The organism is Kocuria sp. CPCC 205297 (assembly GCF_040981035.1).
Classification (GTDB): Bacteria; Actinomycetota; Actinomycetes; order Actinomycetales; family Micrococcaceae; genus Kocuria; species Kocuria marina.
Genome location: NZ_JAVKPY010000009.1, coordinates 57,140 through 80,430, shown reverse-complemented (window position 1 = coordinate 80,430; position 23,291 = coordinate 57,140). Strand labels below are relative to the sequence as shown.

The 23,291-nt window shown below is 70.8% G+C and carries 19 protein-coding genes; 15 read left to right on the top strand and 4 right to left on the bottom strand.

Going from position 1 to position 23,291, the window contains the following annotated elements; all coding sequences use genetic code 11:
* The first annotated feature begins 19 nt into the window (after nucleotides 1-19).
* The 10 genes from gmk (at nucleotide 20) to RF650_RS09850 (ending at nucleotide 10,860) form a co-directional block, all read left to right on the top strand.
* Nucleotides 20-595: a guanylate kinase gene (gmk, locus tag RF650_RS09895; RefSeq protein ID WP_239318378.1), complete on the top strand. Its 576-nt coding sequence runs from the start codon at nucleotides 20-22 to the stop codon at nucleotides 593-595.
* 82 nt (nucleotides 596-677) lie between these two features.
* Entirely contained in the window at nucleotides 678-1,133 is a 456-nt protein-coding gene (gene rpoZ / locus RF650_RS09890; protein ID WP_239318379.1) for a DNA-directed RNA polymerase subunit omega, read from the top strand.
* Nucleotides 1,130-2,425, top strand: coding sequence for a bifunctional phosphopantothenoylcysteine decarboxylase/phosphopantothenate--cysteine ligase CoaBC (gene coaBC / locus RF650_RS09885; protein WP_368814809.1), 1,296 nt, complete (start codon nucleotides 1,130-1,132; stop codon nucleotides 2,423-2,425). Before rpoZ ends, coaBC begins: the two co-directional genes overlap by 4 nt.
* Before the next feature lie 11 nt (nucleotides 2,426-2,436).
* Nucleotides 2,437-3,642 (top strand): methionine adenosyltransferase, encoded by a 1,206-nt coding sequence (metK, locus tag RF650_RS09880; protein ID WP_368814808.1) that lies wholly within the window; start codon nucleotides 2,437-2,439, stop codon nucleotides 3,640-3,642.
* Nucleotides 3,643-3,671: 29 nt separating this feature from the next.
* Nucleotides 3,672-6,044: a primosomal protein N' gene (locus RF650_RS09875; protein WP_368814807.1), complete on the top strand. Its 2,373-nt coding sequence runs from the start codon at nucleotides 3,672-3,674 to the stop codon at nucleotides 6,042-6,044.
* Nucleotides 6,045-6,297: 253 nt separating this feature from the next.
* Complete coding sequence (locus RF650_RS09870) at nucleotides 6,298-6,837, top strand: DUF4242 domain-containing protein (RefSeq protein ID WP_318545540.1); 540 nt, start codon at nucleotides 6,298-6,300, stop codon at nucleotides 6,835-6,837.
* A gap of 87 nt (nucleotides 6,838-6,924) precedes the next feature.
* Nucleotides 6,925-8,010, top strand: a complete 1,086-nt coding sequence (locus tag RF650_RS09865) for an acyl-CoA dehydrogenase (RefSeq protein WP_368814806.1) — start codon at nucleotides 6,925-6,927, stop codon at nucleotides 8,008-8,010.
* Complete coding sequence (locus tag RF650_RS09860) at nucleotides 8,007-8,768, top strand: ABC transporter ATP-binding protein (RefSeq protein ID WP_240505548.1); 762 nt, start codon at nucleotides 8,007-8,009, stop codon at nucleotides 8,766-8,768. The genes RF650_RS09865 and RF650_RS09860 overlap by 4 nt, the downstream gene beginning before the upstream one ends.
* Nucleotides 8,765-9,943, top strand: coding sequence for an ABC transporter substrate-binding protein (locus RF650_RS09855; RefSeq protein ID WP_145004743.1), 1,179 nt, complete (start codon nucleotides 8,765-8,767; stop codon nucleotides 9,941-9,943). Before RF650_RS09860 ends, RF650_RS09855 begins: the two co-directional genes overlap by 4 nt.
* Nucleotides 9,944-10,122: 179 nt before the next feature.
* Nucleotides 10,123-10,860 (top strand): ABC transporter permease, encoded by a 738-nt coding sequence (locus RF650_RS09850; RefSeq protein WP_229566321.1) that lies wholly within the window; start codon nucleotides 10,123-10,125, stop codon nucleotides 10,858-10,860.
* 130 nt (nucleotides 10,861-10,990) lie between these two features.
* Here the strand turns inward: RF650_RS09850 and RF650_RS09845 are convergent, their stop codons facing one another.
* Together RF650_RS09845 and RF650_RS09840 are read right to left on the bottom strand one after the other, a co-directional pair.
* Nucleotides 10,991-12,094, bottom strand: a complete 1,104-nt coding sequence (locus tag RF650_RS09845) for a glycosyltransferase family 4 protein (protein ID WP_368814805.1) — start codon at nucleotides 12,092-12,094, stop codon at nucleotides 10,991-10,993.
* A complete protein-coding gene (locus RF650_RS09840) occupies nucleotides 12,091-13,146 on the bottom strand; it encodes an alpha/beta fold hydrolase (RefSeq protein WP_131332964.1) in 1,056 nt (351 codons plus the stop codon). Before RF650_RS09840 ends, RF650_RS09845 begins: the two co-directional genes overlap by 4 nt.
* A 178-nt stretch (nucleotides 13,147-13,324) precedes the next feature.
* Between RF650_RS09840 and leuS the strand changes: the two genes are divergently transcribed.
* The 5 genes from leuS to holA all read left to right on the top strand — a co-directional run bounded on the left by leuS (nucleotide 13,325) and on the right by holA (nucleotide 22,097).
* A complete protein-coding gene (gene leuS / locus RF650_RS09835; RefSeq protein ID WP_368814804.1) occupies nucleotides 13,325-15,835 on the top strand; it encodes a leucine--tRNA ligase in 2,511 nt (836 codons plus the stop codon).
* An 83-nt stretch (nucleotides 15,836-15,918) separates the two neighbouring features.
* Complete coding sequence (locus RF650_RS09830) at nucleotides 15,919-16,902, top strand: DegV family protein (protein ID WP_368814803.1); 984 nt, start codon at nucleotides 15,919-15,921, stop codon at nucleotides 16,900-16,902.
* A gap of 356 nt (nucleotides 16,903-17,258) precedes the next feature.
* On the top strand, nucleotides 17,259-18,218 hold the full coding sequence (locus RF650_RS09825) for a helix-hairpin-helix domain-containing protein (protein ID WP_368814802.1): 960 nt from the start codon (nucleotides 17,259-17,261) through the stop codon (nucleotides 18,216-18,218).
* A gap of 338 nt (nucleotides 18,219-18,556) precedes the next feature.
* The gene (locus RF650_RS09820; protein ID WP_368814801.1) at nucleotides 18,557-20,932 is read left to right on the top strand and encodes a ComEC/Rec2 family competence protein; all 2,376 of its coding nucleotides are present in this window, start codon (nucleotides 18,557-18,559) and stop codon (nucleotides 20,930-20,932) included.
* A 163-nt stretch (nucleotides 20,933-21,095) separates the two neighbouring features.
* Nucleotides 21,096-22,097: a DNA polymerase III subunit delta gene (gene holA, locus RF650_RS09815; protein WP_131332959.1), complete on the top strand. Its 1,002-nt coding sequence runs from the start codon at nucleotides 21,096-21,098 to the stop codon at nucleotides 22,095-22,097.
* 118 nt (nucleotides 22,098-22,215) lie between these two features.
* Here holA and rpsT read toward each other — a convergent pair whose 3' ends face one another.
* Both rpsT and RF650_RS09805 read right to left on the bottom strand, forming a co-directional pair.
* A complete protein-coding gene (gene rpsT, locus RF650_RS09810) occupies nucleotides 22,216-22,476 on the bottom strand; it encodes a 30S ribosomal protein S20 (protein ID WP_035961892.1) in 261 nt (86 codons plus the stop codon).
* Between the two features lie 165 nt (nucleotides 22,477-22,641).
* On the bottom strand, nucleotides 22,642-23,226 hold the full coding sequence (locus tag RF650_RS09805) for a type II toxin-antitoxin system PemK/MazF family toxin (protein WP_131332958.1): 585 nt from the start codon (nucleotides 23,224-23,226) through the stop codon (nucleotides 22,642-22,644).
* Nucleotides 23,227-23,291 lie beyond the last annotated feature (65 nt).

Sequence of the window (23,291 nt, the reverse complement as noted above, 5' to 3'; positions counted from 1 at the left end):
TCTTCTCCCGGAGGTATCCGTGCGTCCCACACCCACCGTGACCGTTCTGGCCGGCCCCACGGCCGTGGGCAAAGGAACGGTGTCCACCTATATCCGGGACCACTACCCGCAGGTGTGGTTGTCCGTCTCGGCCACCACGCGTGCGCCGCGGCCCGGCGAGGTGGAGGGCGTGCACTACTTCTTCGTCAGCGACGCCGAGTTCGACGACATGATCGATCGCCACGACTTGCTCGAATGGGCGGTCGTGCACAACCTCAACCGGTACGGCACACCCCGCCACAAAGTGGAGGAAGCGCTCGCGGCCGGGCGCAGCGTCCTGCTTGAGATCGACCTGCAGGGAGCGCGCAGCGTGCGCCAGACCATGCCGGACGCCCAGTTCGTGTTCCTGGCCCCGCCGAGCTGGGAGGAAATGGTGCACCGGCTCGTGGGCCGGGGCACCGAGACCCCCGAGCAACAGCAGCGTCGGCTGGAAACGGCTAAACTGGAACTCGCGGCGCAACCCGAGTTCGATCACACCGTCGTCAACGACACGGTGGAACGCGCCGCCGCCGAACTCGTGGCCCTCATGGGGTTGCCGAGCGCATCGCACCGTTGAGGCGGTCACCCGCCCCGGATCTGCGCAACCCCCACGGCCAGTAGCACCACCTTTTCCGTCCACCACAGGAGTCATGAAACACGTGAGCACGAACAACGAAGGCATCGTCAACCCGCCCGTCGATCGGTTGCTCGACAAGACGGATTCCAAGTATGGACTCGTGATCTTCGGTGCCCGCCGCGCCCGCCAGATCAACGCGTACTACTCGCAGTTGCACGAGGGTCTGTTCGAGTACGTGGGTCCGCTCGTGGACACCCAGCTCAACGAGAAGCCCCTGTCCATCGCGTTCCGCGAGGTCGACGAGGGCCTGATCGAGGCCGTGCACGTTGACCACGCCGGGTTCACCCCCAACGGCCAGATGGTCAGCGACGAGCCCACCGCCACGGACATGTTCACCGGCGACTTCTTCGCCCAGGGTGAGCAGGACGGCACCGCGGTGTTCTCCGACGGCGTCCAGCTGGGGGAGACCTCCGAGGAGACCCCGGCCACGGACACCGAGGACCCCGCCGAGGGTTCCGCGGAGTCCTCCGAGCAGTGACCGACCCGCACGGCCGCGACGCCCCCGTCCCCGCCCCGCCTAGCGCCCCGTTGCGCGTGGTGTTGGGTGTGGGCGGGGGCATCGCCGCATACAAGGCCGCCCTGCTGTCCCGGTTGTTCTCCGAGGCCGGCCATCACGTGGTGCCCATGCCCACCGAGGCCGCCCTGCAATTCGTGGGCGCGCCCACGTGGGAGGCGCTCACGGGCGAGCACGTCTCGGGGTCGGTGTTCGACCGGATCGACATGGTCAACCACGTGGCTCAGGGCCAGGCCGCGGACCTCGTGGTGATCGCCCCGGCCACGGCGGACCTCATGGCCCGGGTGGCCCACGGGCACGCGGACGACCTGCTGACCACCACGGTGCTCGCGACCGCCGCGCCCGTGCTGCTGGCCCCGGCCATGCACACCGAGATGTGGCAGAACCCGGCCACGCAGCGCAACGTCGCCCTGTTGCGCGAGCACGGCCACACGGTCCTCGACCCGGCCAGTGGTCGGCTCACCGGCAAGGACAGCGGCCCGGGCCGGTTGCCCGAGCCGCAGGAGATCTTCGACGCCGCACTCGCCCTCGTGGCTCCGGCCTCCAGCTCCGACTCCGTCTCCGATGACGACGCCGCTCTACGCGGGCGCCGCGTCCTGGTCACCGCGGGTGGTACGCGCGAAGCGCTGGATCCCGTGCGCTTCCTGGGCAACCGGTCCTCGGGCAAGCAGGGCGTGGCCCTGGCCCGTGCCGCGCTCGACGCGGGCGCACACGTGCACCTGATCGTCGCGCACGTGGAGACCGAGCTGCCGAGCGGCGTCGACATCACGCGCGTGTCCTCGGCACGTGAGCTGCAGGACGCGACCCTGGCTGCCGCGCGCGAGGCCGACGTCGTGATCATGGCCGCCGCCGTGGCGGACTACCGCCCGGACACCGTGGGCGAGCACAAGATGAAGAAGTCCGAGGACGGCACGGACCCCGTGATCCGGCTGGTGCGCAACCCGGACATCCTGCGCGCCGTCGTGGCCCAGCGTGCCGAGCGCTCTCTCGAGCAGCTGATCGTGGGCTTCGCCGCCGAGACCGGGGACGCCGAGCACTCGGTGTTCGACTTCGCCCGCGCCAAGCTCGAACGCAAGGGCTGCGACCTGCTCGTGCTCAACGAGGTGGGCACGGACAAGGTCTTCGGTCGCGACGACACCGAGGTCACGGTGATCTCGGCCCGCTCGAGCGAGGACCGCGGGGCGCGCGGGACCAAGGACGAGGTGGCGAGGTTCGTGGTGCAGCGCATCGCCGAGGACATCCGCACCGACGGGTAATGTGGTCTCCCGTGAACGAAGCGAGCAAGCACCTGAGAATCTTCACGTCCGAGTCGGTGACCGAGGGGCACCCGGACAAGATCTGTGACCAGATCTCCGACTCGATCCTGGACGCCCTGCTGACCGAGGACCCCAATTCCTCGGTGGCCGTGGAGACCATGGTCACCACGGGCCTCGTGCACGTGGCGGGCGAGGTGAAGACGGACGCGTACGTGGAGATCCCCCACATCGTGCGCAAGACCCTGCTGGACATCGGGTACAACTCCTCCGTGCACGGTTTCGACGGCGAGTTCTGCGGTGTGTCCATCAGCGTGGGCGAGCAGTCCAACGAGATCTACGAGGGTGTGTTCACGTCCCTCGAGGAGCGTACCGGTGCCGCGCGTGACCCCCGGGACGCGCAGGGCGCAGGGGACCAGGGCATCATGTTCGGGTACGCCTCGGACGAGACCGACACGCTCATGCCCGCCCCCATCCTGTTGGCGCACCGGCTGTCCGAGCAGCTCACCCGGGTGCGCAAGACCGCGGTGCTGCCCGGTCTGCGCCCGGACGGCAAGACCCAGGTGACCCTGGGTTACGACGGGCACACCCCCGTCTCCGTGGACACCGTGGTCGTCTCTTCCCAGCACGCGGAGAACTACGACCTGGACCAGCTCACGCGCGATCTCACGACCAGCGTGATCAGCCCCGTCCTGGAGGATTCCGGACTGGACCTGTCCGCGACCAAGATCATCGTCAACCCCGCGGGCAACTTCGTACGCGGCGGGCCCGTGGGGGACGCCGGGTTGACCGGGCGCAAGATCATCGTGGACACCTACGGCGGCATGGCCCGCCACGGCGGTGGTGCGTTCTCCGGCAAGGACCCCTCCAAGGTGGACCGCTCCGCCGCGTACGCGATGCGCTGGGTCGCCAAGAACGTCGTGGCCGCCGGACTGGCCCGTCGCGCCGAGGTCCAGGTGGCCTACGCGATCGGCCAGGCCCGTCCCGTGGGCCTGTACGTGGAGACCTTCGGCACCGAGACCGCGGACCCCGCGCGGATCGAGCAGGCGATCTCCGAGGTCTTCGACCTGCGGCCGTTGGCGATCATCGAGGACCTGGACCTCAAGCGACCCATCTACGCCAAGACCGCCGCCCACGGTCACTTCGGCCGCAACGACCCCGACTTCACGTGGGAGCGCACGGACCGGGTCCAGGAGTTGCGTTCCGCCGCGGGGCTGTGAGTCCCGACCCCGCCGGGACGGAGCCCGTCATGCCGGAGTCTCCCAGGCTGGAGTCGGCGGGCACCGCGCGCCCGGACTCCGCGACTGCGGGTTCCGTCCCCGCGGACCGGGACACCCCCGAGCGGGACACGTCCGGTGAGCAGCTCGCGCTCGCGGGTCTGCCCGAGGCCGCACCCCCGGTCCAGCCGCGTACTTTGCCCCGAAAGGCCCTGGGCTCCGAGGGTCGCGCGGCGTGCGACCCCGTGGCCAAGGTCCTGCTCGAGGCCCACGTCCCGCACCTGGACCGGGTCTTCGACTACCGCGTGACCGCTGCCCTCGACGACCAGGCGGTCGTGGGGTCCAAGGTCTCGGTGGTTTTCGCGGGACGGAAGATGTCCGGGTGGGTCGTGGATCGCGTGGCCCACACGGACGTCCCCGAGGACCGATTGCTGCCCATCCGCCGTGTGCTCACGCCGCTGCCGGTGGCCCGCCCCGAGATCGTCGAGCTCGCGCAGGCCGTGGCCGAACGCTGCGCGGGCACGGTCGCGGACGTCCTGCGGGTCGCGATCGCCCCGCGGGTCGCGCGGGTGGACAAGGAGCTCGCGGCTCCCGAAGCCGCCGAGACCTCCGAGACGGGCGTCGTGAATGCGGACGACGACGCCGCGGTGCCGGCCGACCTATCAGCGGGCCCCGCTTCCGACGGCGCTGCCGATGCGGACCCGACCGCGGCGCCCGAGCCCGGCCGAGCGCCCTCATCCCCCGTGGAGCCCGGGACGACCGGCTGGCAGCACTACACGGGCGGCCTGGAGTTCGTGGCGTCCGTGGGGCGTGGTGAGCCGGTGCGCGCGGTCGTGGAGGTACTGCCCTCGGCCGAGGACCACGACTGGGCGGGGCTGACCGCGAGTGCCATGGCCACCGCGTACGCCGCTGGTCGCGGGGCTGTGGGCGTGGTCGCGGACCATAAGGCACTGGAGCGGCTCGAACGGGCGCTGTGCGAGCTGGTGGGGGAGGACGCCGTCGTCCGCCTGCACGCCGACGACGGACCCACGCCCCGCTACCGGGGGTTCCTCGAGCTCGCACTCGGGAAGAAGCGCCTGGCTGTGGGCACGCGCTCGGCCGCGTACGCGCCGGTGCAGGACCTCGCGCTCGTGTGTTGTCATGACGACGGGGACGTGAACTTCGTGGAGCAGCGCGCCCCCTACCAGCACACGCGGGACGTGTTGTTGCTGCGCACCCAGCAACAGGGTATGGCCGCACTGTTCACGGGGTACGCGGTGAGTCCCGAGGTGCTGCGGCTCGTGGCCACAGGGTGGGCGGCGCGCGTGGCACCAGATCGCGCGGACCTGCGCCGGTTCTCCCCGCGCATCGAAGCGACCTCCGATTCCTACAACACCGCCCTCGACCCGCTCGCGGCGCGCGCCCGGTTGCCGCACGAGGCGTTCCGGGTGGCACGCGAGGCCCTGAAGTCCGGGCCCGTGCTCGTGCAGGTGGCGCGTAAGGGCTATGCTCCCGTGCTCGCCTGCCAGCGGTGCCGTACGCCCGCGCGCTGCCAGGCATGCGACGGGCCCCTCGCGCTGGATTCCGCCCACGCCGTGCCGGTGTGCACGTGGTGCGGGCGTCACGCCCATGACTGGCGGTGCGTGGAGTGTGGGTTCACCCGGGTGCGATTGAGCACGGTGGGGGCGTCCCGAACCGCGGAGGAGCTGGGCCGTTCGTTCCCGCAGGTGCCCGTGATCTCGTCGAGCGACCGCACCGTGCGGACCCGGGTGGGGTCCGCCCCGGCGCTCGTGGTGGCGACTCCGGGAGCGGAGCCCGTCGCGGACGGCGGCTACGCCGCCGCGCTGCTGCTGGACGGCAACCGGATGCTTGCCCGGCCGTGGCTGCGTGCGGAGGAGCAGACCCTGCGCCGGTGGTTCAACGCCGCCGCCCTGGTGCGGGCGTCCTCCGACGGCGGCACCGTGGTGGTCACGGCGGACCTGGACCGTGCCGTCTCGGCACTCGTGCGCTGGGACCCGGCTGGGCACGCAGAGCGAGAGCTGCGGGAGCGCCACGAGCTGGGTCTGCCACCGGCTGTGCGGACAGCGGCGCTGACCGGCCCGCGGGATGCCGTGGAGGCCACCCTGCGGGACCTCGCGCTGCCCGAGCCCGTTCGTGTGGTTGGCCCCGCACCGGTGGAGCAGACTCCCGGCAATGGCGCCGACCTTGCTGAGACCGTCACCAACGACGCCGCCACTCTGGACGGTGCCGACGCCGCCCGCTCCTCGGAGCGCGGCGGGAACCGGCCCTACCGTGCGCTGCTGTTCTTCGGCTTCGGGATCGCGCCGCGGGTCACCGGTGCCCTGCGGGCGGAGAAGGCACGCGCCTCCGCGCTGCGCGAACACGCGCCGGTCACGGTGCGCTGCGACGTCGCCGACCTGCTGTAGAGCGCGTCACAGCCGTCGTCGACGGACCCTGACGTGCCGCGGATCGCGAGGCGGGACCCGGACCGCATGCGTGCACCAGGACTGGCTGAGCTGCTCAGTCAAATGTGTCGAATTGTTAATCCTCTTGCACGGGGTGGACGGGGCAGTCCTACGGTGGAGGACACGTTCACGCGGGGTGGCACCGCGCACCGGGGCAAAGAGTCCCGGCGTGCGCGCGAGTCATCACCGCAGACCCGTTCCCGAAAGGATCCGCATGTCGCTGCAGCTCATTGAAATTGTTCCCGCCGTGGCCGAGAAGGAGGCCGTGCGCTCGATCATCGACGCGACGTCGAGCGCTGTCACGCAGGCCTCTGCCGAACTCATCGAGTCCCAGGTGACGGCGGACCACGCTCGCGTGTTCGTCATCGTGGAGACGCAGCAGGACACGCCCGAGGGTCTTGCGCAGACCGTGCGCACGGCGCTGGGCGAGTCCGTCACCGAGGTCACCGGCCCGGACGAGGTACGCCTGGTGGGCGCGGAGCTCGAGGACATCAAGAAGCTCCGTGGCCAGACCGACTACCTGGTGGAGTGGGACATCCCCGCCGAGATCACTATGGACCAGTACCTCACCCGCAAGAAGGCGAACGCGCCCAAGTACGCCGAGGTTCCCGAGGTGTCGTTCCTGCGCACCTACGTCCGCGAGGACACCGCCAAGTGCCTGTGCTTCTACAACGCTCCGGACGAGGACGCCGTGGTGCGTGCCCGCGCGGCTGTGGACACCCCCTTCGACCGGATGTTCAAGCTCGAGGTCTGAGTCCCGCGTCCACCCGTCACCACCACCGGGTGCCGCAGCCCGCCACGGGCCGCGGCACCCGGCGCACGCCTCGTCAGAACGGAACCCATGTCCCAGCCCAGTGCTTCGGCAACCTTCGAGACTGCCTCCGACCAGGAGCTCCTGGCCCCACTGACCGACTACCCGGAACACGGCCTGGTCCGGGCACGCGCGGCCGAGCGTGCCAGGGCCACCGACGAGGCGGACACCACCCCGTTCGAGACCCTGCGCGAGCTCGGGCAGCGGGGCCTGCTGGACCTGGGTCTCGGGGGCGGGGACCTGCGTGGACAGGCAGCCGTCGTCTTCGACCTCGCGGCCGAGTGCACGGCCACGGCGTTCTCACTGTGGGGCCACCGCTCCGGCCTCGAGTACCTCGACGCGGTGGGGGCGCCCGTCGCGTCTGAGCTGCGCACCGGTGACGTGCCGCTGTGCTCCGCCATGGCACCGGCGTTCAAGGCCGCGGCAGGTATCGGTGAGATCCCCGTGACGCTCACCCGCCGGGGGGACCACCTGGTGCTCGACGGCACCGTGCCGTGGGCCTCGAACCTGTACCCGGACGCCGTCGTGATCCTGCCGGTCGTCCGGGAGGACGGACGCCCCGCGATCGTCCGCACCCGGGTGGCGGCCCGCGGGGTCAGCGTGCGGCCGCTGGAGAACCTCATGGCGCTCAACGCCACGGCGTCCGGCATCCTGCGCCTGGAGGGTGTGGAGATCGACGCGGAGCAGGACGTCCTCACCGAGGACGTCCCCGGGTTCCTGGCCACGGTCCGCGGACCGTTCCTGCTGCTGCAGACCTCGTTCTGCCTCGGTCTCTCCGCGGCGGCGCTGACGAGCGCGCGGGAGAACCTGGGCGGCGTCGGCGAGATGTTCCGCGAGGACCTGGACGACGCCGTGGCGGAGCAGCAGCGCCTGCGCGCGGACCTCGTGCGACTGGCACGGGAACCGCGTGCCGCCGCACCCCGCGAGCTCCTGCAGTTGCGCCTCGACGCAGCCCTGCTCACCGGCGAGGCCACCCGCCTGGAGGCGAAGATCGTGGGCGGCCGTGGCTACGCGCTGTTCTCGCCCACGGCGCGCCGCGCACGGGAAGCAGCGTTCTTGCCAGTCCAGTCGCCCACGGAAGGCCACTTGCGGTGGGAACTGCGCAGGCTCGGGTGAGGCACGGGCACGACGGCACCGCGGTGACCACGGACCCGGGCACGGCACTGCGGGTGCACGGTGTCAGCAAAACCTACCCGGGGGCCTCTGACCCCGCCCTCGACGGCGTGGACCTCACCTTGCACCGGGGCGAGACCCTCGCCGTGCTGGGCCCCAGCGGTTCCGGGAAGTCCACCCTGCTGCGTGCCATCGCCGGGCTCGAGACCCTCGACGGAGGCAGTATCGAGTTCTCGGACCCTGACGCCCGCCTTGCCGTGGTCTTCCAGACCCCGGCACTGTTCCCCTGGCTGTCCGTGCGGCGCAACATCGCCCTCGGCGGCAGGTACCGGCGCAACCGCGACCGCTTCGACGACGAGCACGTGGGCGAGCTGCTCGAGATCCTCGGCCTCTCCCACCTCGCCCACACCCCCGTGCAGGAGCTCTCCGGCGGCCAGGCCCAGCGGGTCTCCGTGGGCAGGGCGCTCGCCGTGCGCCCGGACGTGCTGCTGCTCGACGAACCCTTCAGCGCGCTGGACCCCGCCACCCGCGAGGACCTGCAGCAGTGGCTGCGGCAGCTGACCACTGACCTCGGGCTGACGGTCTTCCTGGTCACGCACGACGTCGCCGAGGCCATGGCGTTGGGGGACCGCATCGGCTTCTTCGCCGGACCGCGCGGTTTTCGGCGGCAGTGGGTTCCGTCCCAGGACGGCACCACGGCCGGACAGATTCTCGCGACGTACCGCGGCACGGACGACGAGGCGGGAACCTGGGAGATATGAGCGGGTCTCTCACCACACGGCGGACCGTCCTGCGCGCCGGGACCGCGGCGGTGGCACTGACGGGTGCGGCGTGGGGCGCCGGTTCCCTCTACACGGGAACCCGCATCGGCAGCGGTGGTGACGGCGGCTCACGGCCCGTGCGCATCGGGTACCTGCCGATCACTGATGCCGCGCCCCTGCTGGTTGCCCACGCCAACGGCTACTACGACGACGCCGGGGTGGCCGTCGCGCGGCCCGTCCTGTTCCGCAGCTGGTCCTCACTGTCCGAGGCCTTCGTGGCGGGCAAGGTGGAGGCCATCCACATGCTCATGCCCATGGCCCTGTACATGCGCTACGAGCTGCAGGCGGACGTGCGGATCACGGCGTGGAACCACACGAACGGCTCTTCGCTCACTGTGCACCCGGAGATCACGGACCTGGCGGGGCTTGCCGGCCGCACCGTGGCGATTCCCGCGTGGTGGTCCATCCACAACGTGGTGGTGCAGAAGATGCTCCGCGCCGAGGGGCTGACACCCGTGATGCGTGAGAGCCCGTCCACGAGCGCCCGGACCGTGACGCTGGTCCCGATGGCCCCCTCGGACATGCTGCCCGCACTGAACAACGGGGTAATCGGCGGGTACGTGGTCGCGGACCCGTTCAACGCGGCCGCGGAGGCGAAGCACGTGGGCACGATCCACCGGTTCCTGGGGGACGTGTGGCGCGACCACGCCTGCTGCGTGACCATGCTGCGCGGGGAGCTGCTGAGGGATCGTCCCGAGCAGGCAGCGGGTTTCATGGACGCGCTGGTCCGCGCGCAGGCGTGGGCGCGGACAAACCGCCCCGAGACCGCGGCGGTGCTGGCCTCCGGCTACCTCCCGCAGCCGAAGCCCGTGATCCAGCGGGCCCTGACCTACACCGCGGCCGCGCACGCCGACGCGCTGCACCACCCTGACTGGCACGGCGAGTCCCTGGACTTCCGGCCCTACCCGTACCCGAGTTTCACGCAGGAGCTGGTGCGCGCGATGCAGGACACGGTGGTGGATGCCCCCGCCGGGTTCCTCACCGGGCTCGATCCTGCCACCGCGCACCGCGAGCTGGTGGACGACGCATTGGTGACCCGGAGCATCGCAAGGGCAGGCGGCTGGGGTGCGTTCGGGATGCGCGGCACCACACGCACCGAGGAGATCCAGGCATGAGTCCCACATCCAGCAGCACGCCCGAGAGCACGGGCACGGATCTCGCCGCCGCACCGTCAGCGGGTGGCACCGGCCCGGCCCCTGTCCGAGACTCCAGAGCGGGTGCGCACAGTGACCGAGCGAAATCGCCGTCCACGTCCCGGAGACGGGCGGGCGGGGGCGCCGGACGAGGTGCGGCCGTGGCTTGGGGCACGTTCGGTGTCCTCGTGACCGTGGCGGCGTGGTGGGCGTTCACCCACGCGGCCGCCGGCGGGTCCACGATGATCGCGGCTTTCCGCCCCGAGCAGCTGCCAGGTGCCGTCGGTTCCCTCCTGGAACGGGGAGTTGTGGTCCAGGACGCAGTCACGAGTCTGTGGCGCCTGCTCGGCGGTCTGTTGCTGGCGACGGCGATCGGCGTGCCGCTGGGACTGGTGATCGGTTCCTGGCAACGGGTGCGGTGGGCGAGCGCGCCCGTGGTGCAGTTCCTGCGGATGGTCTCGCCGCTGTCGTGGGCACCGGTGGCCGTGGCCCTGTTCGGAGTGGGCAGTGCGCCGGTGGTCTTCCTCGTGGCGGCCGCCGCCGTGTGGCCGATCACCCTGAACACCGCGGCGGGGGTCGCCGCGCTGGACCCGGCCCACCTCCGGGTGGCACGTACCCTGGGCGCAACACCGTTCGAGCGGCTGCTCACGGTGGTGTTTCCAAGCATCCGTCCTTACGTCATGACCGGGGTGCGCCTAGCGCTGGGCATCTCGTGGGTTGTGCTGGTGCCCGCGGAAATGCTTGGGGTCAGCACCGGGCTGGGCTACGAGATCCTCAACGCGCGGGACCGTCTGGCCTACGACGAGATGCTCGTGGTGATCCTCGTCATCGGGCTGCTCGGCATCGCGCTGGACGCCCTCGCCCAGTGGCTGCTGCGGGAACGGGTGGTGCGCACCTGAGCGGGTCACCCACGGCACCCCCGGGCACCCCCGGTCACCGTCCGGAGCTCTGGCTGCTGAAACCTTCCGGGCTGAAGACCCCAGGGCCGAGAACCGGGGGGGCGAGTACGGGGGAACTGTGCACAGCGGTTCAACCGCGCTGGTGCAGCTCCCACGCCAGGTCCAGCAGGTCCCGCGCGGAGTCCTCCCAGGTGTGCTCGCAGATCCGCTCCAACCCCGCGAGCACGCGTTCGTGGGCCATGGTGGGGTTCGTGAGTTCGCGCACCCGGGCGGCGAACGCGGCGTCGTCGTCCGCGGGGGCGTAGCCGGCGGCATCGCCGGCGACCTCGCGGAAGATCGGCAGGTCGGAGCAGACGACAGGCGCACCCTCGGCGAAGGCCTCCACGAGCGGCAGGCCGTAGCCCTCCGCGCGGGAGGCCGTGATCAGCGCGGCGCACGAGGACAGCAGCTCGCGGTACTGCTCCTCGCCCACTCCGCCGTGGAAGACCACGCGGGCCCCGGCCGGCACCTGGGCCTGAAGCTCGTGGCGGCGCGCGGGGGAGATGCGCGAGAGCAGGTGCAGGGTGCGCCCCGGGAGGTGGGCCATCGCCCGCAGCAGGGTCTCCACGTTCTTGTACGGCAGGAACGAGCCCATGTACACCAGGTCCGTGCCGCGGCGTGAAAGCCGCGCGAGCGCCTCGTCCTCGGGGACCCCCGCCGACGGCGCCGCGTTGGCAATCACGCGCACGTCCCGTTTCGTGAGGCGGTGCGCAAGGATCTGCTGCCGGGAGGTCTCGGAGACCGTGGCCACGGCGTCGGCGCGGTTGAGCGTGAGCCGCTGGGGCCACCAGGCCTTGTGGTACGCGCGCCAGCCCCACTGCACCGGCAAGGGGAGATCGCCCGGGGGCTGCGGGTGCTCGTAGTAGATCAGGTCGTGCAGCGTGAGGATCAGCTTGTGGCGGCGCCCCAGCGAGCCCATGGTCTGCATGGGGGAGAACACGACGTCGGGTGCGTACCGGCTCAGCAGGGCGCCCGTGAGCACCTCGGCCGGGGACGTAACGGACGGGCCCAGCAGCGTGGGCAGACCCTCGGAGATCAGGGCAGCCTGGGCGGGATCGCTGATCAGTGCGGCGAGGCGGACGCGCGGATCGGAGGCAACTGCCCGGGCCGTGGCGGCGAGCAGTTCGGCGCTGTAGCGGCTGATCCCATCGTGGTAATCGGTGCGGATGTAGCGGGCGTCGAAGAGCAGCTTCACCGTTCGTGGGTCCCGTAGAGTCCGCGCGCGGTGGCCTCTTTGGTGAGCTGGTGCTCACCGGAGCCGGGGTCCACCGCGGGGATCATCCCGGTGAGTTGGTCCGGGGTGGAGGCGGTCGTGTCCGCGTGGGGTAACTGGTCGTAGCCCTCGAGGGGTTCCGGCGCGGGGGACGCCAGGAAGTCTTCGATGTAATCCGCCGCGAGCTGTGGGGTCTCGTAGTGGATCAGGTGACCCACCCCGGGGATGATCTTGAGGCTGTGGCTGCGGATCCACGAGGCCATGGTGCGTTGCGAGCGCACGGAGCCCAATTCGTCCTGGTCGCCCACGATGAGCAGGGTGGGCATGGTCAGGTTCATCGCGACCTCCGCGACGGTGTGGGAGATCGACGCCTGATAGGCCTCGGTGAGCACGTCCCGGTTGGCGAAGGTGTTGAAGTAGGCCTGGTGCTGGCGCAGCGCGTAGTTGCGGATCGCCGGGTCCTCGGACTTGACCATCACGTCGGTCATGAGTTTCACGACGGCGTTCGAGGCCAGCAATTTGGTGCCCAGCCGCCGGGGGAGGGACGCGCCCGCGGAGTAGTAGAGCTCCGTGAGCTTGGTCAGCCGCCTTTGTTGTCCGGCCAGGGCGGGTTCTGAGATGGGGTTGAGCAGGATCAACCGTTCCACCATGGCGGGGTACTCCACGGCGAAGTGCGCGGCCAGGGTGGACCCGAAGGAGTGCCCCGCGAGCACGATGCCCGTCTCGCAGCCCGGATGGACGGCGTTATCGGTCAGTGCCTCGAGGAACTCGCGCACGAACTCCACGTAGCTGGGCACCGAGTGTTCTCGGTCAGGGAAGGGCTCCGAGCGTCCGAAACCGGGCAGGTCCGGTAGCACCACGTGGTATTTCTCGCGTAGGGCGGTCGCGATCAGCTGCAGACCGTGGTGGTCCCCGCGGAACCCGTGGAGCATCACGAGCAACGGTTTGTGCTTCTTGTCCGCGTCGTAGAACCAGTAGCGCACGCGGTACCCGTCCAATTGCACGCTGCGGCGTTCGGCGTAGGTGTTCTCCACGGGTCCTCCAGTCGTGCGGCGTCGGCGCATCCATGCTAGCCGGGAGAGGCGCGGTGGCGGGCTGGTCTAAACTGGGAGAAATCCCCACACGAGAACGGGGGACCAGGCTGTCACCGCGCCGGTACCGGGGCGAACGAGCATCCCCGGCCCATCCCCGTGAACTTTGAAGGCGAGGCACGTGAGCGAGCACAGCACCCCGGATGCGGGCACGGACTACGACGTCCAGCGCATCGAGGCCACCTGGTCCGGCTACTGGGAGGACAACCGGGTCTTCGCGCCCCGGGACGACGGTTCCGCTCCCCGGCGTTACGTCCTGGACATGTTCCCCTACCCCTCGGGGGACCTGCATATGGGCCACGCGGAGGCGTTCGCCATGGGGGACGTCGTCTCCCGCTACTGGCTGCACCGCGGGTACGATGTGATGCACCCGATCGGCTGGGACTCCTTCGGCCTGCCGGCGGAGAACGCCGCCATCAAGCGTGACGCCCATCCCGCGGAGTGGACCTACCGCAACATCGACACCCAGCGCGCCTCGTTCAAGCGCTACGCGATCAGCGTGGACTGGGACCGGGAGATCCACACGTCCGACCCCGAGTACTACCGCTGGACGCAGTGGCTGTTCCTGCAGTTCTACAAGCACGGGTTGGCGTACCGGAAGGACTCCCCGGTCAACTGGTGCCCCAAGGACCAGACGGTGCTCGCCAACGAGCAAGTGGTCAACGGTGCGTGCGAGCGCTGCCACACCCCTGTGACCAAGAAGTCCCTGAACCAGTGGTATTTCAAGATCACCGACTACGCCCAGCGCTTGCTGGACGACATGGGTGAGCTGGAGGGCCACTGGCCCGAGCGCGTGCTGGCCATGCAGCGCAACTGGATCGGGCGTTCCGAGGGCGCGCACGTGAAGTTCGTGATCGAGGGCGCCCCCGCCGAGGGCGCGGACCCCGAGGACACCTCCGGGCGTACCGTCACCGTGTTCACGACCCGCCCGGACACCCTCCACGGCGCCACGTTCTGCGTGGTCGCCGCGGACGCCGCGATCGCCCAGGAGATCGTGGCCCCCGAACACGCCGACGCGCTCGCCGCGTACCGGGAGGACGTCAAGGCACTGTCGGACATCGAGCGTCAGGCCTCCGACCGGGAGAAGACCGGTGTGTTCCTGGGCCGCTACGCGGTCAACCCCCTCACGGGCGAGAAGCTGCCGGTGTGGGCCTCGGACTACGTCCTGGCTGATTACGGCACCGGCGTGATCATGGCGGTGCCCGCCCACGACCAGCGGGACCTGGACTTTGCCCGGGCCTTCGACCTGCCCGTGCGCGCGGTCCTGGACACCGGCGAGGAGGACCCCGCGAGCACGGGGGTCGCCACCACCGGCGACGGCACCCTGATCAACTCCGGACCGCTGAACGGGCTGTCCAAGGCGGAGGCGGTGGCCAAGGCCATCGAGATCGTCACTGAGGCCGGGACCGGCGAGCATCACGTGAACTTCCGACTGCGGGACTGGTTGCTGTCCCGGCAGCGGTTCTGGGGTGCACCGATCCCCATCGTGCACTGCCCCTCGTGCGGTGAAGTGCCCGTGCCCGAGGACCAGCTGCCCGTGCGGCTGCCCGAGGACCTGCGCGGTGAGCAGCTGGCACCCAAGGGCCAGAGCCCTCTCGCGGCGGCGTCGGACTGGGTGAACGTGAGCTGCCCCGAGTGCGGTGGCCCGGCGAAGCGCGACACCGACACCATGGACACGTTCGTGGACTCCTCGTGGTACTACCTGCGCTACGCGTCCCCGCACGACGACGCTGCGCCGTTCGACCGCGCCGAGGCGGACCGGTGGCTGCCCGTGGACCAGTACGTGGGCGGTGTGGAGCACGCGATCCTGCACCTGCTGTACTCGCGGTTCTTCACCAAGGCGCTCTACGACTTCGGGCTGGTGGGCTTCACCGAGCCGTTCAAGGCGCTGCTGAACCAGGGTCAGGTGCTCAACGGGGGCAAGGCCATGTCCAAGTCCTTGGGCAACGGCGTGGACCTGGGTGAGCAGCTGGACGAGTTCGGCGTGGACGCCGTGCGCCTGACCATGGTCTTCGCGTCACCGCCCGAGGACGACGTGGACTGGGCGGACGTGTCCCCGCAGGGCGCCCAGAAGTTCCTGGCCCGCGCGTGGCGCCTCGCGAAGGACTGCACGGCCGCCCGGGACGCGGACGTGACCACCGGGGACCATGCGCTGCGCCGTGCGACCCACAAGACGGTCGCGGACGCCGAACAGCTGCTCGACGCGCACAAGTTCAACGTGGTGATCGCCCGGACCATGGAGCTCGTGAACACCGTACGCAAGGCCATCGACGCGGGCTGCGGTCCGGCCGATCCCGCCGTGCACGAGGCCACCGAGGCCGTGGCGATCCTGCTGAGCCTCGTGGCGCCGTACACCTCCGAGGACATGTGGCACCTGCTCGGGCACGAGGACTCCGTGGTGCGCGCCCCGTGGCCCACCGTGGACCCCGCGCTGCTCGTGGAGGACACCGTCACCGCGATCGTGCAGATCAAGGGCAAGGTCCGTGACCGGTTGCAGGTCCCCGTGGACATCACCGACGAGGACCTCGAGGCCGCGGCCATGGGATCGGAGGCCGTCCAGCGCCTGCTGTCCGAGGCCACGGTGCGCAAGGTCATCGTGCGCGCCCCCAAGCTCGTGAACATCGTGGTCTGATGTTCCCGCGCGAGCCCCGGAGCCCGTCCCCCCGTTCCACCGAGCGGGAGGGCGGGCTCCGCCCGTGCGGAGATGCGGCCTCTATGTCTGTCGGCGCGCCGTCAGCGTCCCCGTCTGCGTCCGCTTCCGCGTCCTCGGGGGACGACGACGCCGCGCCGCCCCGCGTCGCCGTCGTCACCGACAGTGCCGCCGCCCTGCCGGACTCCTGGCTGCGCGCGTTCGAGGACGCACCGGGCTTCGCGCTCGTGGACATGCCCGTGCTGATCTCCGGTCAGCTCTACACGGCCTGTGAATCCGACACCCTGTCCTCGCTCGTCGTTGCGCTCGCGGAGGGCACACCCGTGACCACGTCCCGGCCGGCCCCGGGGCAGCTGCGTGCCGCGTACCGGCGGTTCGAGGAGGAGGGGTACGACGCCATCGTCTCGGTGCACCTGTCGGGGGAGCTGTCCGGGACGGTGGGCGCCGCCCGGATTGCTCGCCAGGACATCGGGATCCCCGTGCGGATCGTCGACACCGCGAGCGCCGGTCTGGCGCAGGGTCTGGGGGTGCGCGCGGCACTGCGGGCAGTGGCGTCGGGGGCGGGGATCGACGACGTCGCTGCGGCCGCCTGTGGGACCGCCGCCCAGGCACTGGTACTGATTCAGGTGCGCTCGCTGGAAACCCTGCGCCGGGGTGGACGGGTGAATCCGACCACGGCGATGGTCGGTTCCATGTTCCAGCTCAAACCGCTGCTGAGCATGGCCGAAGGCAAGATCGTGACCGTGGAGCGGCCGGTGTCCTTGTCGCGGGCTAAGGCGCGGTTCATGGTGCTGGCGGGGGAGGCTCTGGCCCACGCAGAGACCGACCGGCCGGTGTTGTGTATCCACCACGTCGCGGACCCGCACGGGGCGCGCGAGATTGGTGAGGTGCTCATGGATCGCTACCGCCCGGACGCGGAGCTCGTGATCAGTGACCTGCCCCCGGTGCTCAGCGCGCACGTGGGGCTCGGAACGAAGGCCGCGGTGATCGAGGGCCCCACGTCTCGGCCCGTGTGGCACGGCGGGCGGGCTGCACAACCGCACCCCTGATCCGCGTGTCGCCCGAGTAATCCACCGGTGGCGTCGCGCACCCACGAGCCCTGTCGCCCGTGCGGTGGGGTGGGCGCATGAGCGGAATCGATTTCAGGGGACGGCGCCGGTTCCGGGACAGTGAGGCCACGGAGCGGTTGACGGCGCTCTTGCGGGAAGACCGGCAGTCGGGTGCGGGGCTGCCATGGGCGGAGCCAGGGCCCGATCGGAATGGTGATGTGGCCGGCCGTGGTGCGACGGGTCGCCGTGCTGCTGGCCATAATGAAAAGGGCGCCGATCTGGCTCCGGACGGTGGTGCTGAACCGGCCGACGACGCCGCCGATGGTGCCACCGGTCCGTCGCTCAACGCAGACCCGGTGTCCGAGCACTCCCGGCATCGCGAGGACGTCGTGGTCCGTCGGCACATTGCTCGCCCCGCGCTGGTAGCACTGTCCGCCGTGCTGTTGGTGGCCCTCGGGATCGGGGGCTGGAACCTGCTCCCCGATGGACAGGGGGACGACGTCGTCACGTCCACTTCCGTGAAATCGGAGGGCGCCGTCGCCGGTACGGATGGCGCGGGGGCAGATGAGGGTTCCGACCGCGCTGACGCCGCCCGTGAGGGCACTGAAGCCACCGGCCGGGACGACACAGCACCTCACGGGGTGTCCGGATCCGCGACGTCCTCAGGGCTCGTCGGGGGAGCCGGAGCCGATTCAGCGGGCGACGGTACCGCCTCCGCCGAAGAAGCCGGGGTGCTCACGGTCCACGTGATCGGGGAGGTCAAGGACCCATCCGTGGTGACGCTGTCCCCGGGTGCGCGCGTCATGGATGCGGTGGCGGCAGCCGGTGGATTCACGAAGGGTGCGGTGAAGGACCGGATCAACCTGGCGCAGCCCGTGAGCGACGGCGCCCAGATCACGATTCCCAATGCGAAGAACGTCGATCGGGTGGCCGAGGCTGCCCCGCAGGGCGGTTCCGTGAATGGCGCCGGGACCGGTGCCCCGGCCGAGGGAGCAGCGAACAGCGCCAGCATTAAGACTGGAGTGAGCGGCAGTGCTTCCGAGGGTGGCGCGGCCACAGGAGGTTCATCGTCCGGATCAGGCGCTGCGGCTAAGGCGGGTGGTGCGGCCGCCCTGCCCGGCGGCGCCCCGGTCAACCTCAACACGGCCTCGCAAGCGGAGCTCGAGACCCTGCCTCGCGTGGGACCGGTCCTCGCACAGCGGATCGTGGAGTTCCGCACCCAGCACGGCCCGTTCACCTCCGCGGAACAGCTCGACGACGTCAGCGGGGTGGGTCCCGCCATGCTGGAGGCACTGCTACCACTGGTCACGGTGTGAGCGTGCGATGGGACCTGCGCCTGGTCCCGGTTGCCATCACCGCGTGGGTGTGCGGATCGCTGACACTACGTGCCGGGTGGACCGTGGGGGCCGTGGGGGCTCTCGGCTGCGTCCTGGTCTTCGGCCTCGCGTGGTGCGCACCCGCTCTTCTCGACCGGTCTCGCATCCGGCGGGCGAACCGCGGGCCACGAGGGAAGGCGCCCGCCTCGGCACAACGCAGCTGTCCGCCGGCCGGGCAGCCGAGCCGCGCGCGATCCTGGACGCATGCGTCGGACGCGCACGGAGGTTCCTCCTCCCATGGATGCCCGCGGCCATCATCCAGCGAGTCCCGCGCCCGGATGAGGTCCCTCCCGCCCAGCCTGGCTGTTCTGGCGGGGGTCGTGGCGCTGAGTGCCGCCGCGGCCATCACGACGGCGCTCGCCGCCACCGCACCGTCCCGCGACTTCCTGACCGGGCATCCTCCCGGTTCCGTGGTCCGCGTCAACGCCACGGTCACCGGGATGCCCCGCGAATACACGGGTTCACCGGCGCCAGGGGAGCAGGAGGCATCGCGCGGCGTCGTCGTACCCCTGGCCGTCCACGCCGCGGACGGGAAGGCCGCAACCGCCGAACTCACGGTGTTCGCCGCCCACCCCGGGTGGGACGGCCTGCGCGACGGGGACACCGTCAACGCTGTGGTGAACGTGACGCGCACCGCGGACCCGGCGCGGCTCACTGCCCGGGCCACCTCCCCACCCACCGGATGCGATCACGGCTGCCGGGGAGCCCGGCCCGGACTGCTGGACACCGTGCGCGCGAACCTGACCCGGGTGTCCGGACGGTTCGGTGCAGTGAGCGCCGGGTTGATCCCCGGCATGACCGTGGGAGACACCTCCCAGCTGCCCGAGGCGCTGGCGCAGAGCATGAGGGACACCGGACTGACCCACCTCACGGCCGTCTCCGGGTCCAATTGCACCGTGGTGATGACCCTGACCGGGTACGCCGCCCTGACCCTGGGCGCGGGGCGGCGACTGTGCGTGGGTATCGGGCTCGCCGCGCTCGCCGGGTTCGTGCTGCTCGTGGGCCCCGACCCCTCCGTCCTGCGCGCCGGCGTCATGGGTGCACTCGGCGGGGCCGCCATGCTCAGCGGCCGCGCCGGCGTCAGCCTCAATGCCCTGTGCGCCGCCGTCACCGGCCTGGTGCTCGTACAACCGCCCCTCGCCATCGATTTCGGCTTCATCCTCTCCGTCCTCGCGACCGCCGGCATCGTCGTGAGCGCCCGCCCCGTGACCCGCGTCCTCGCCTCCCGGATCCCCACAGCGCTCGCCGCGTGCATAGCCGTGCCCCTCGTCGCCCAACTGTGGTGCGGGCCCGCCCTGCTCGTGCTCAACCCCGCTCTGCCCCTGTACTCGTTGCCCGCCAACATGGCCGCCGCCCCTCTCGTTCCCGTGGTCACCGTCGCCGGTCTACTTGCAGTATGCGTCCTGCTCGCGGGGCACCTGGCCTCACCCGCTCTGAGCTGGCTGCTCCCCGGCGCCCACGACGCCGCGGCGCTCGCCGGCTGGGAGCGCGCCGCCTCCCTGCCCGTGGGCGCCGCCTCGGTTCCCGCGCGGGTCATTGCGTGGCTCGCGGACGGTTTCGCCGCCCTGCCCGGCGCGCAGCTGCCCTGGCCGGGCGGTGTCCCGGGGATTGTCATCCTCACCGCGGTCACACTGCTGTTCCTCGGCATCCTGCACGGGGTGGACCACCGCCTGCGTCAGGCACCACCCATCGCGGGCACGGTCGACGCCTCATCGGCCCCGCCGCCCGAGCCCGATGCCGTATGGCGCGTTCGCGCGCGCAGGCTACGGGTACGACGTCGCGTGCTCGCGGTGATCGCGTCCCTCGCGGTGGTCGTGTTGGTCGTCCTGGGTGCGGTGTGGTGGTTCCGACCGGCGCCCGCGTGGGAGTCCGTGGTGTGCGACGTCGGGCAGGGAGATGCCGTGCTGCACCGCACCGGGGAGCACAGCGCGGTGCTCGTGGATGGCGGGCCCGACCCCAGGGCTCTGCGTCGCTGTCTCGACCAGGCGGGCATCACGCACCTGGACGCGGTGATCGCCACGCACAACCACGACGACCACGTGGCCGGCCTGGAGGGGCTCTCCGATGCGGTGGATGTGGAGCGGGTGTGGTACTCCACGGCCGGGACGGAGCTACCACGCGAACTGGCACCGCTCGCGGAGAAGGCCGAGCAGCCTGCGCCCGGGGCACGACTAACCGCCGGACCGCTCACGGTCGAGGTACTCGCCCCGCGGGTCGCGCCTACTGCAACGGGCGGAATCCCGCGCGCTCCCGTGCACAGCCGGGTGAGTTCGGAGGACGAGAACAATGCGTCCCTCGTCCTGTTCATCACCCGCACCGCTGACCAGGGGACCACCACCTGGTTGACCGCGGGGGACCTCGAAGCCGATGGGTACCGAGCGGCCACCAGGCTCCTGCCAACAGCAGCCGCCCCACAGGCAGATGTGTTGAAGGTCTCCCACCACGGCGCGCGCAACGGTGGGACCGACATCATCAGGGACTCAGATCCCGCCCTGGCGGTGATCTCGGTGGGGGAGGGCAACAGCTACGGCCATCCCCACCCCGCAACCGTGGCGGCCCTGCAGGAGACCGGGGCGGCGGTGGCGCGCACGGACCTCAGCGGTTCGTTGTGGATCCGCAAGGAAGGGAATCAGCTCGTGGTCTCGACACGGTGACCGCGCGTCGAGCCACTGGGTGCACCGGGTTCGTCGCGTGTGGCTCACGTTTCTTGTTCCAATGCCTCACCCGTCCACACCGGGCCACGGCATGTCCCCACCCGGCGCTAGCATGAGGACCACAGCGGCGCCCTCCCATGCCGCGCGCACCTGAGGAGTTCCGATGCCCCCAGCCCGTCGCAAGGCCGCCGCGCCGCCGCAGACCTCGTGGCGGGACGTCACCCCGCAGCCGCTCGTGCTGGCCTCCGGCTCCGATGAGTACATCCTGCAGCGCATCAAGGACTCCCTGCGGGACCAGACCCGGGAGCAGCGCGGGTCGTGCGAGGTCACGGACATCTCCGCCGCCGACTACGAGAGCGGGAGCTTGGCCGTGGTCACGAGCCCCTCCCTGTTCGACGATCCCAAACTCGTGTGCGTCCACGACCTCGCGAGCATGCACGAGAACCTCCTCGCGGACGGCCTGTCGTACGTGGCCAACCCGGACCCGGACGTGACCGTGCTGTGGGAGCACTCCGGGGGTAACCGCGGCAAGAAACTACTGGACGCTCTCAAGGAGTCGGCGCTCGTCCTCGATTGCACGCCGCCCAAATCGGACCGCGACAAGACGGCCTTCGTCCTAGCCGAGTTCCGCGCGCACGGCAAACGCATCGAGCCGGACGCCGCCCGCGCCCTCGCCGCGGCCGTGGGCACGAGCACCGCGGAGCTCGCCGCCGCGTGCGCGCAGTTGATCGCGGACGGCCCGCTCACGGTGGATCACGACCTCGTGGAGAAGTACTACGGCGGGCGCGTGGAGGTCACCGCGTTCCGCGTCGCGGACGCCGCGGTGGCCGGTAACGCGGATCAGGCCCTGAAGCTGTGGCGGCAAGCCGTGGACGTGGGAGTGGACCCGGTCCCCATGGTCGCCGCGCTGGGCTCCAAGATGCGGTTGATCGCGCTGACCGCAGGATCCCGCGGGGGAGCGGGAGCACTTGCGCGGGACGTGGGCGCGGCGCCGTGGCAAGTGGAGCGCGCGCAGAACGAGGCCCGCCGGTTCACCGCCGGGGACGTGGCCGCCGCCCTGCAGGCCGTGGCCGAGGCCGACGCCCAGGTCAAGGGTGCGTCCCGGTCCCCGTACTTCGCGGTGGAGCGGGCGATCACCGTGATCGCGACGTCCGGTCACCACTGAGGGGCCATCTCTGAGGGTCACCATTGCGATCCCGGAAGACCCGGGGAAAGACTGCGGGCCCGGCACCGAGAAACGGTGCCGGGCCCGCAGGCGTCCTGTGCGGACGGGGTCAGTCGATTCAGATCTTGGCGACCTTCTTGGCCAGACCGGACTTCTTGTTGGCCGCGGTGTTCTTGTGCAGCACACCCTTGGACACGGCCTTGTCGAGCTTGCGGGACGCGTTGCGCAGCGTCTCGGTCGCAGCTTCCTTGTTGCCGGACTCGACCGCGGCGTCCACCTTGCGGATCAGGGTCTTGAGCTCGGACTTGTAAGAGTTGTTGCGCAGGCGAGCCTTCTCGTTGGTGAGGATGCGCTTCTTCTGCGACTTGATGTTGGCCACGTAAAACTCCTAGAACGTTTGCGGAAGTAGGTCAGTGAGGGCTCACGGATGGTCATCGACTGAGTTGTGAGAGTGGGGATGCTCGGTGGCAACCATCCGCTGTGCCCGACGACCAGCGCGGACACACAGCGATCCACTTTAGCAGATCACCGGCCGCGGCGCCGGTCAGTGGCGGGCGCGGGTGGCGAGCTCCGCGGCCACCGCGTCGAAGCGTGAGCGGGCGAGCACCGCGCCCTCCCGGCGCACGTCCTCGGGGCGCACGGGGATGATCCGGTCGATCCGGGCCTCGGACGGGCGGCCCGAGCGGTCCCAGTCGCCGGTTCCCACGTCCACGAAGTCGGGATCGTCGTGGGTCGCGGTGTCGTGGTCCTTGGAGGTGAGCATCACGCACAGCACGTACTCCCCGGCGCGGTCCACGATCAGCACGGGACGGTCCTTGCCGCGTGAGTGGTCCTCCTCGTAGGGTACCCAGGTCCACACGACCTCGCCCGGATCGGGGCGACCATCCGGGTGGGGGTCGTAGTGCGGGGTCACCGGCCCCGTCCAGTCACCGGGGTAGAGCCGGGAGGTGCCGGCGGGCGACGTCGTCGTCCCCGGCGCGGCGGCCCGATCGCGGCGCGCGTGCCCGGAGGCGTCCCGGGGCAACGGCGCGCGGCCGGCGTCTCGCCGCCCGCGCAGGGTCCGCGAGACCCGCTGGTACATCCGGTAGGCCCGCAGGCCCTGGCGCGCGAGGCGCATGAAGTCAGCCATGTGCTCATCGTAGGGGCAGCGGTTCGTCCGTTGCCGCGGAACGTGGGAAACTGGGGAGTCATCCG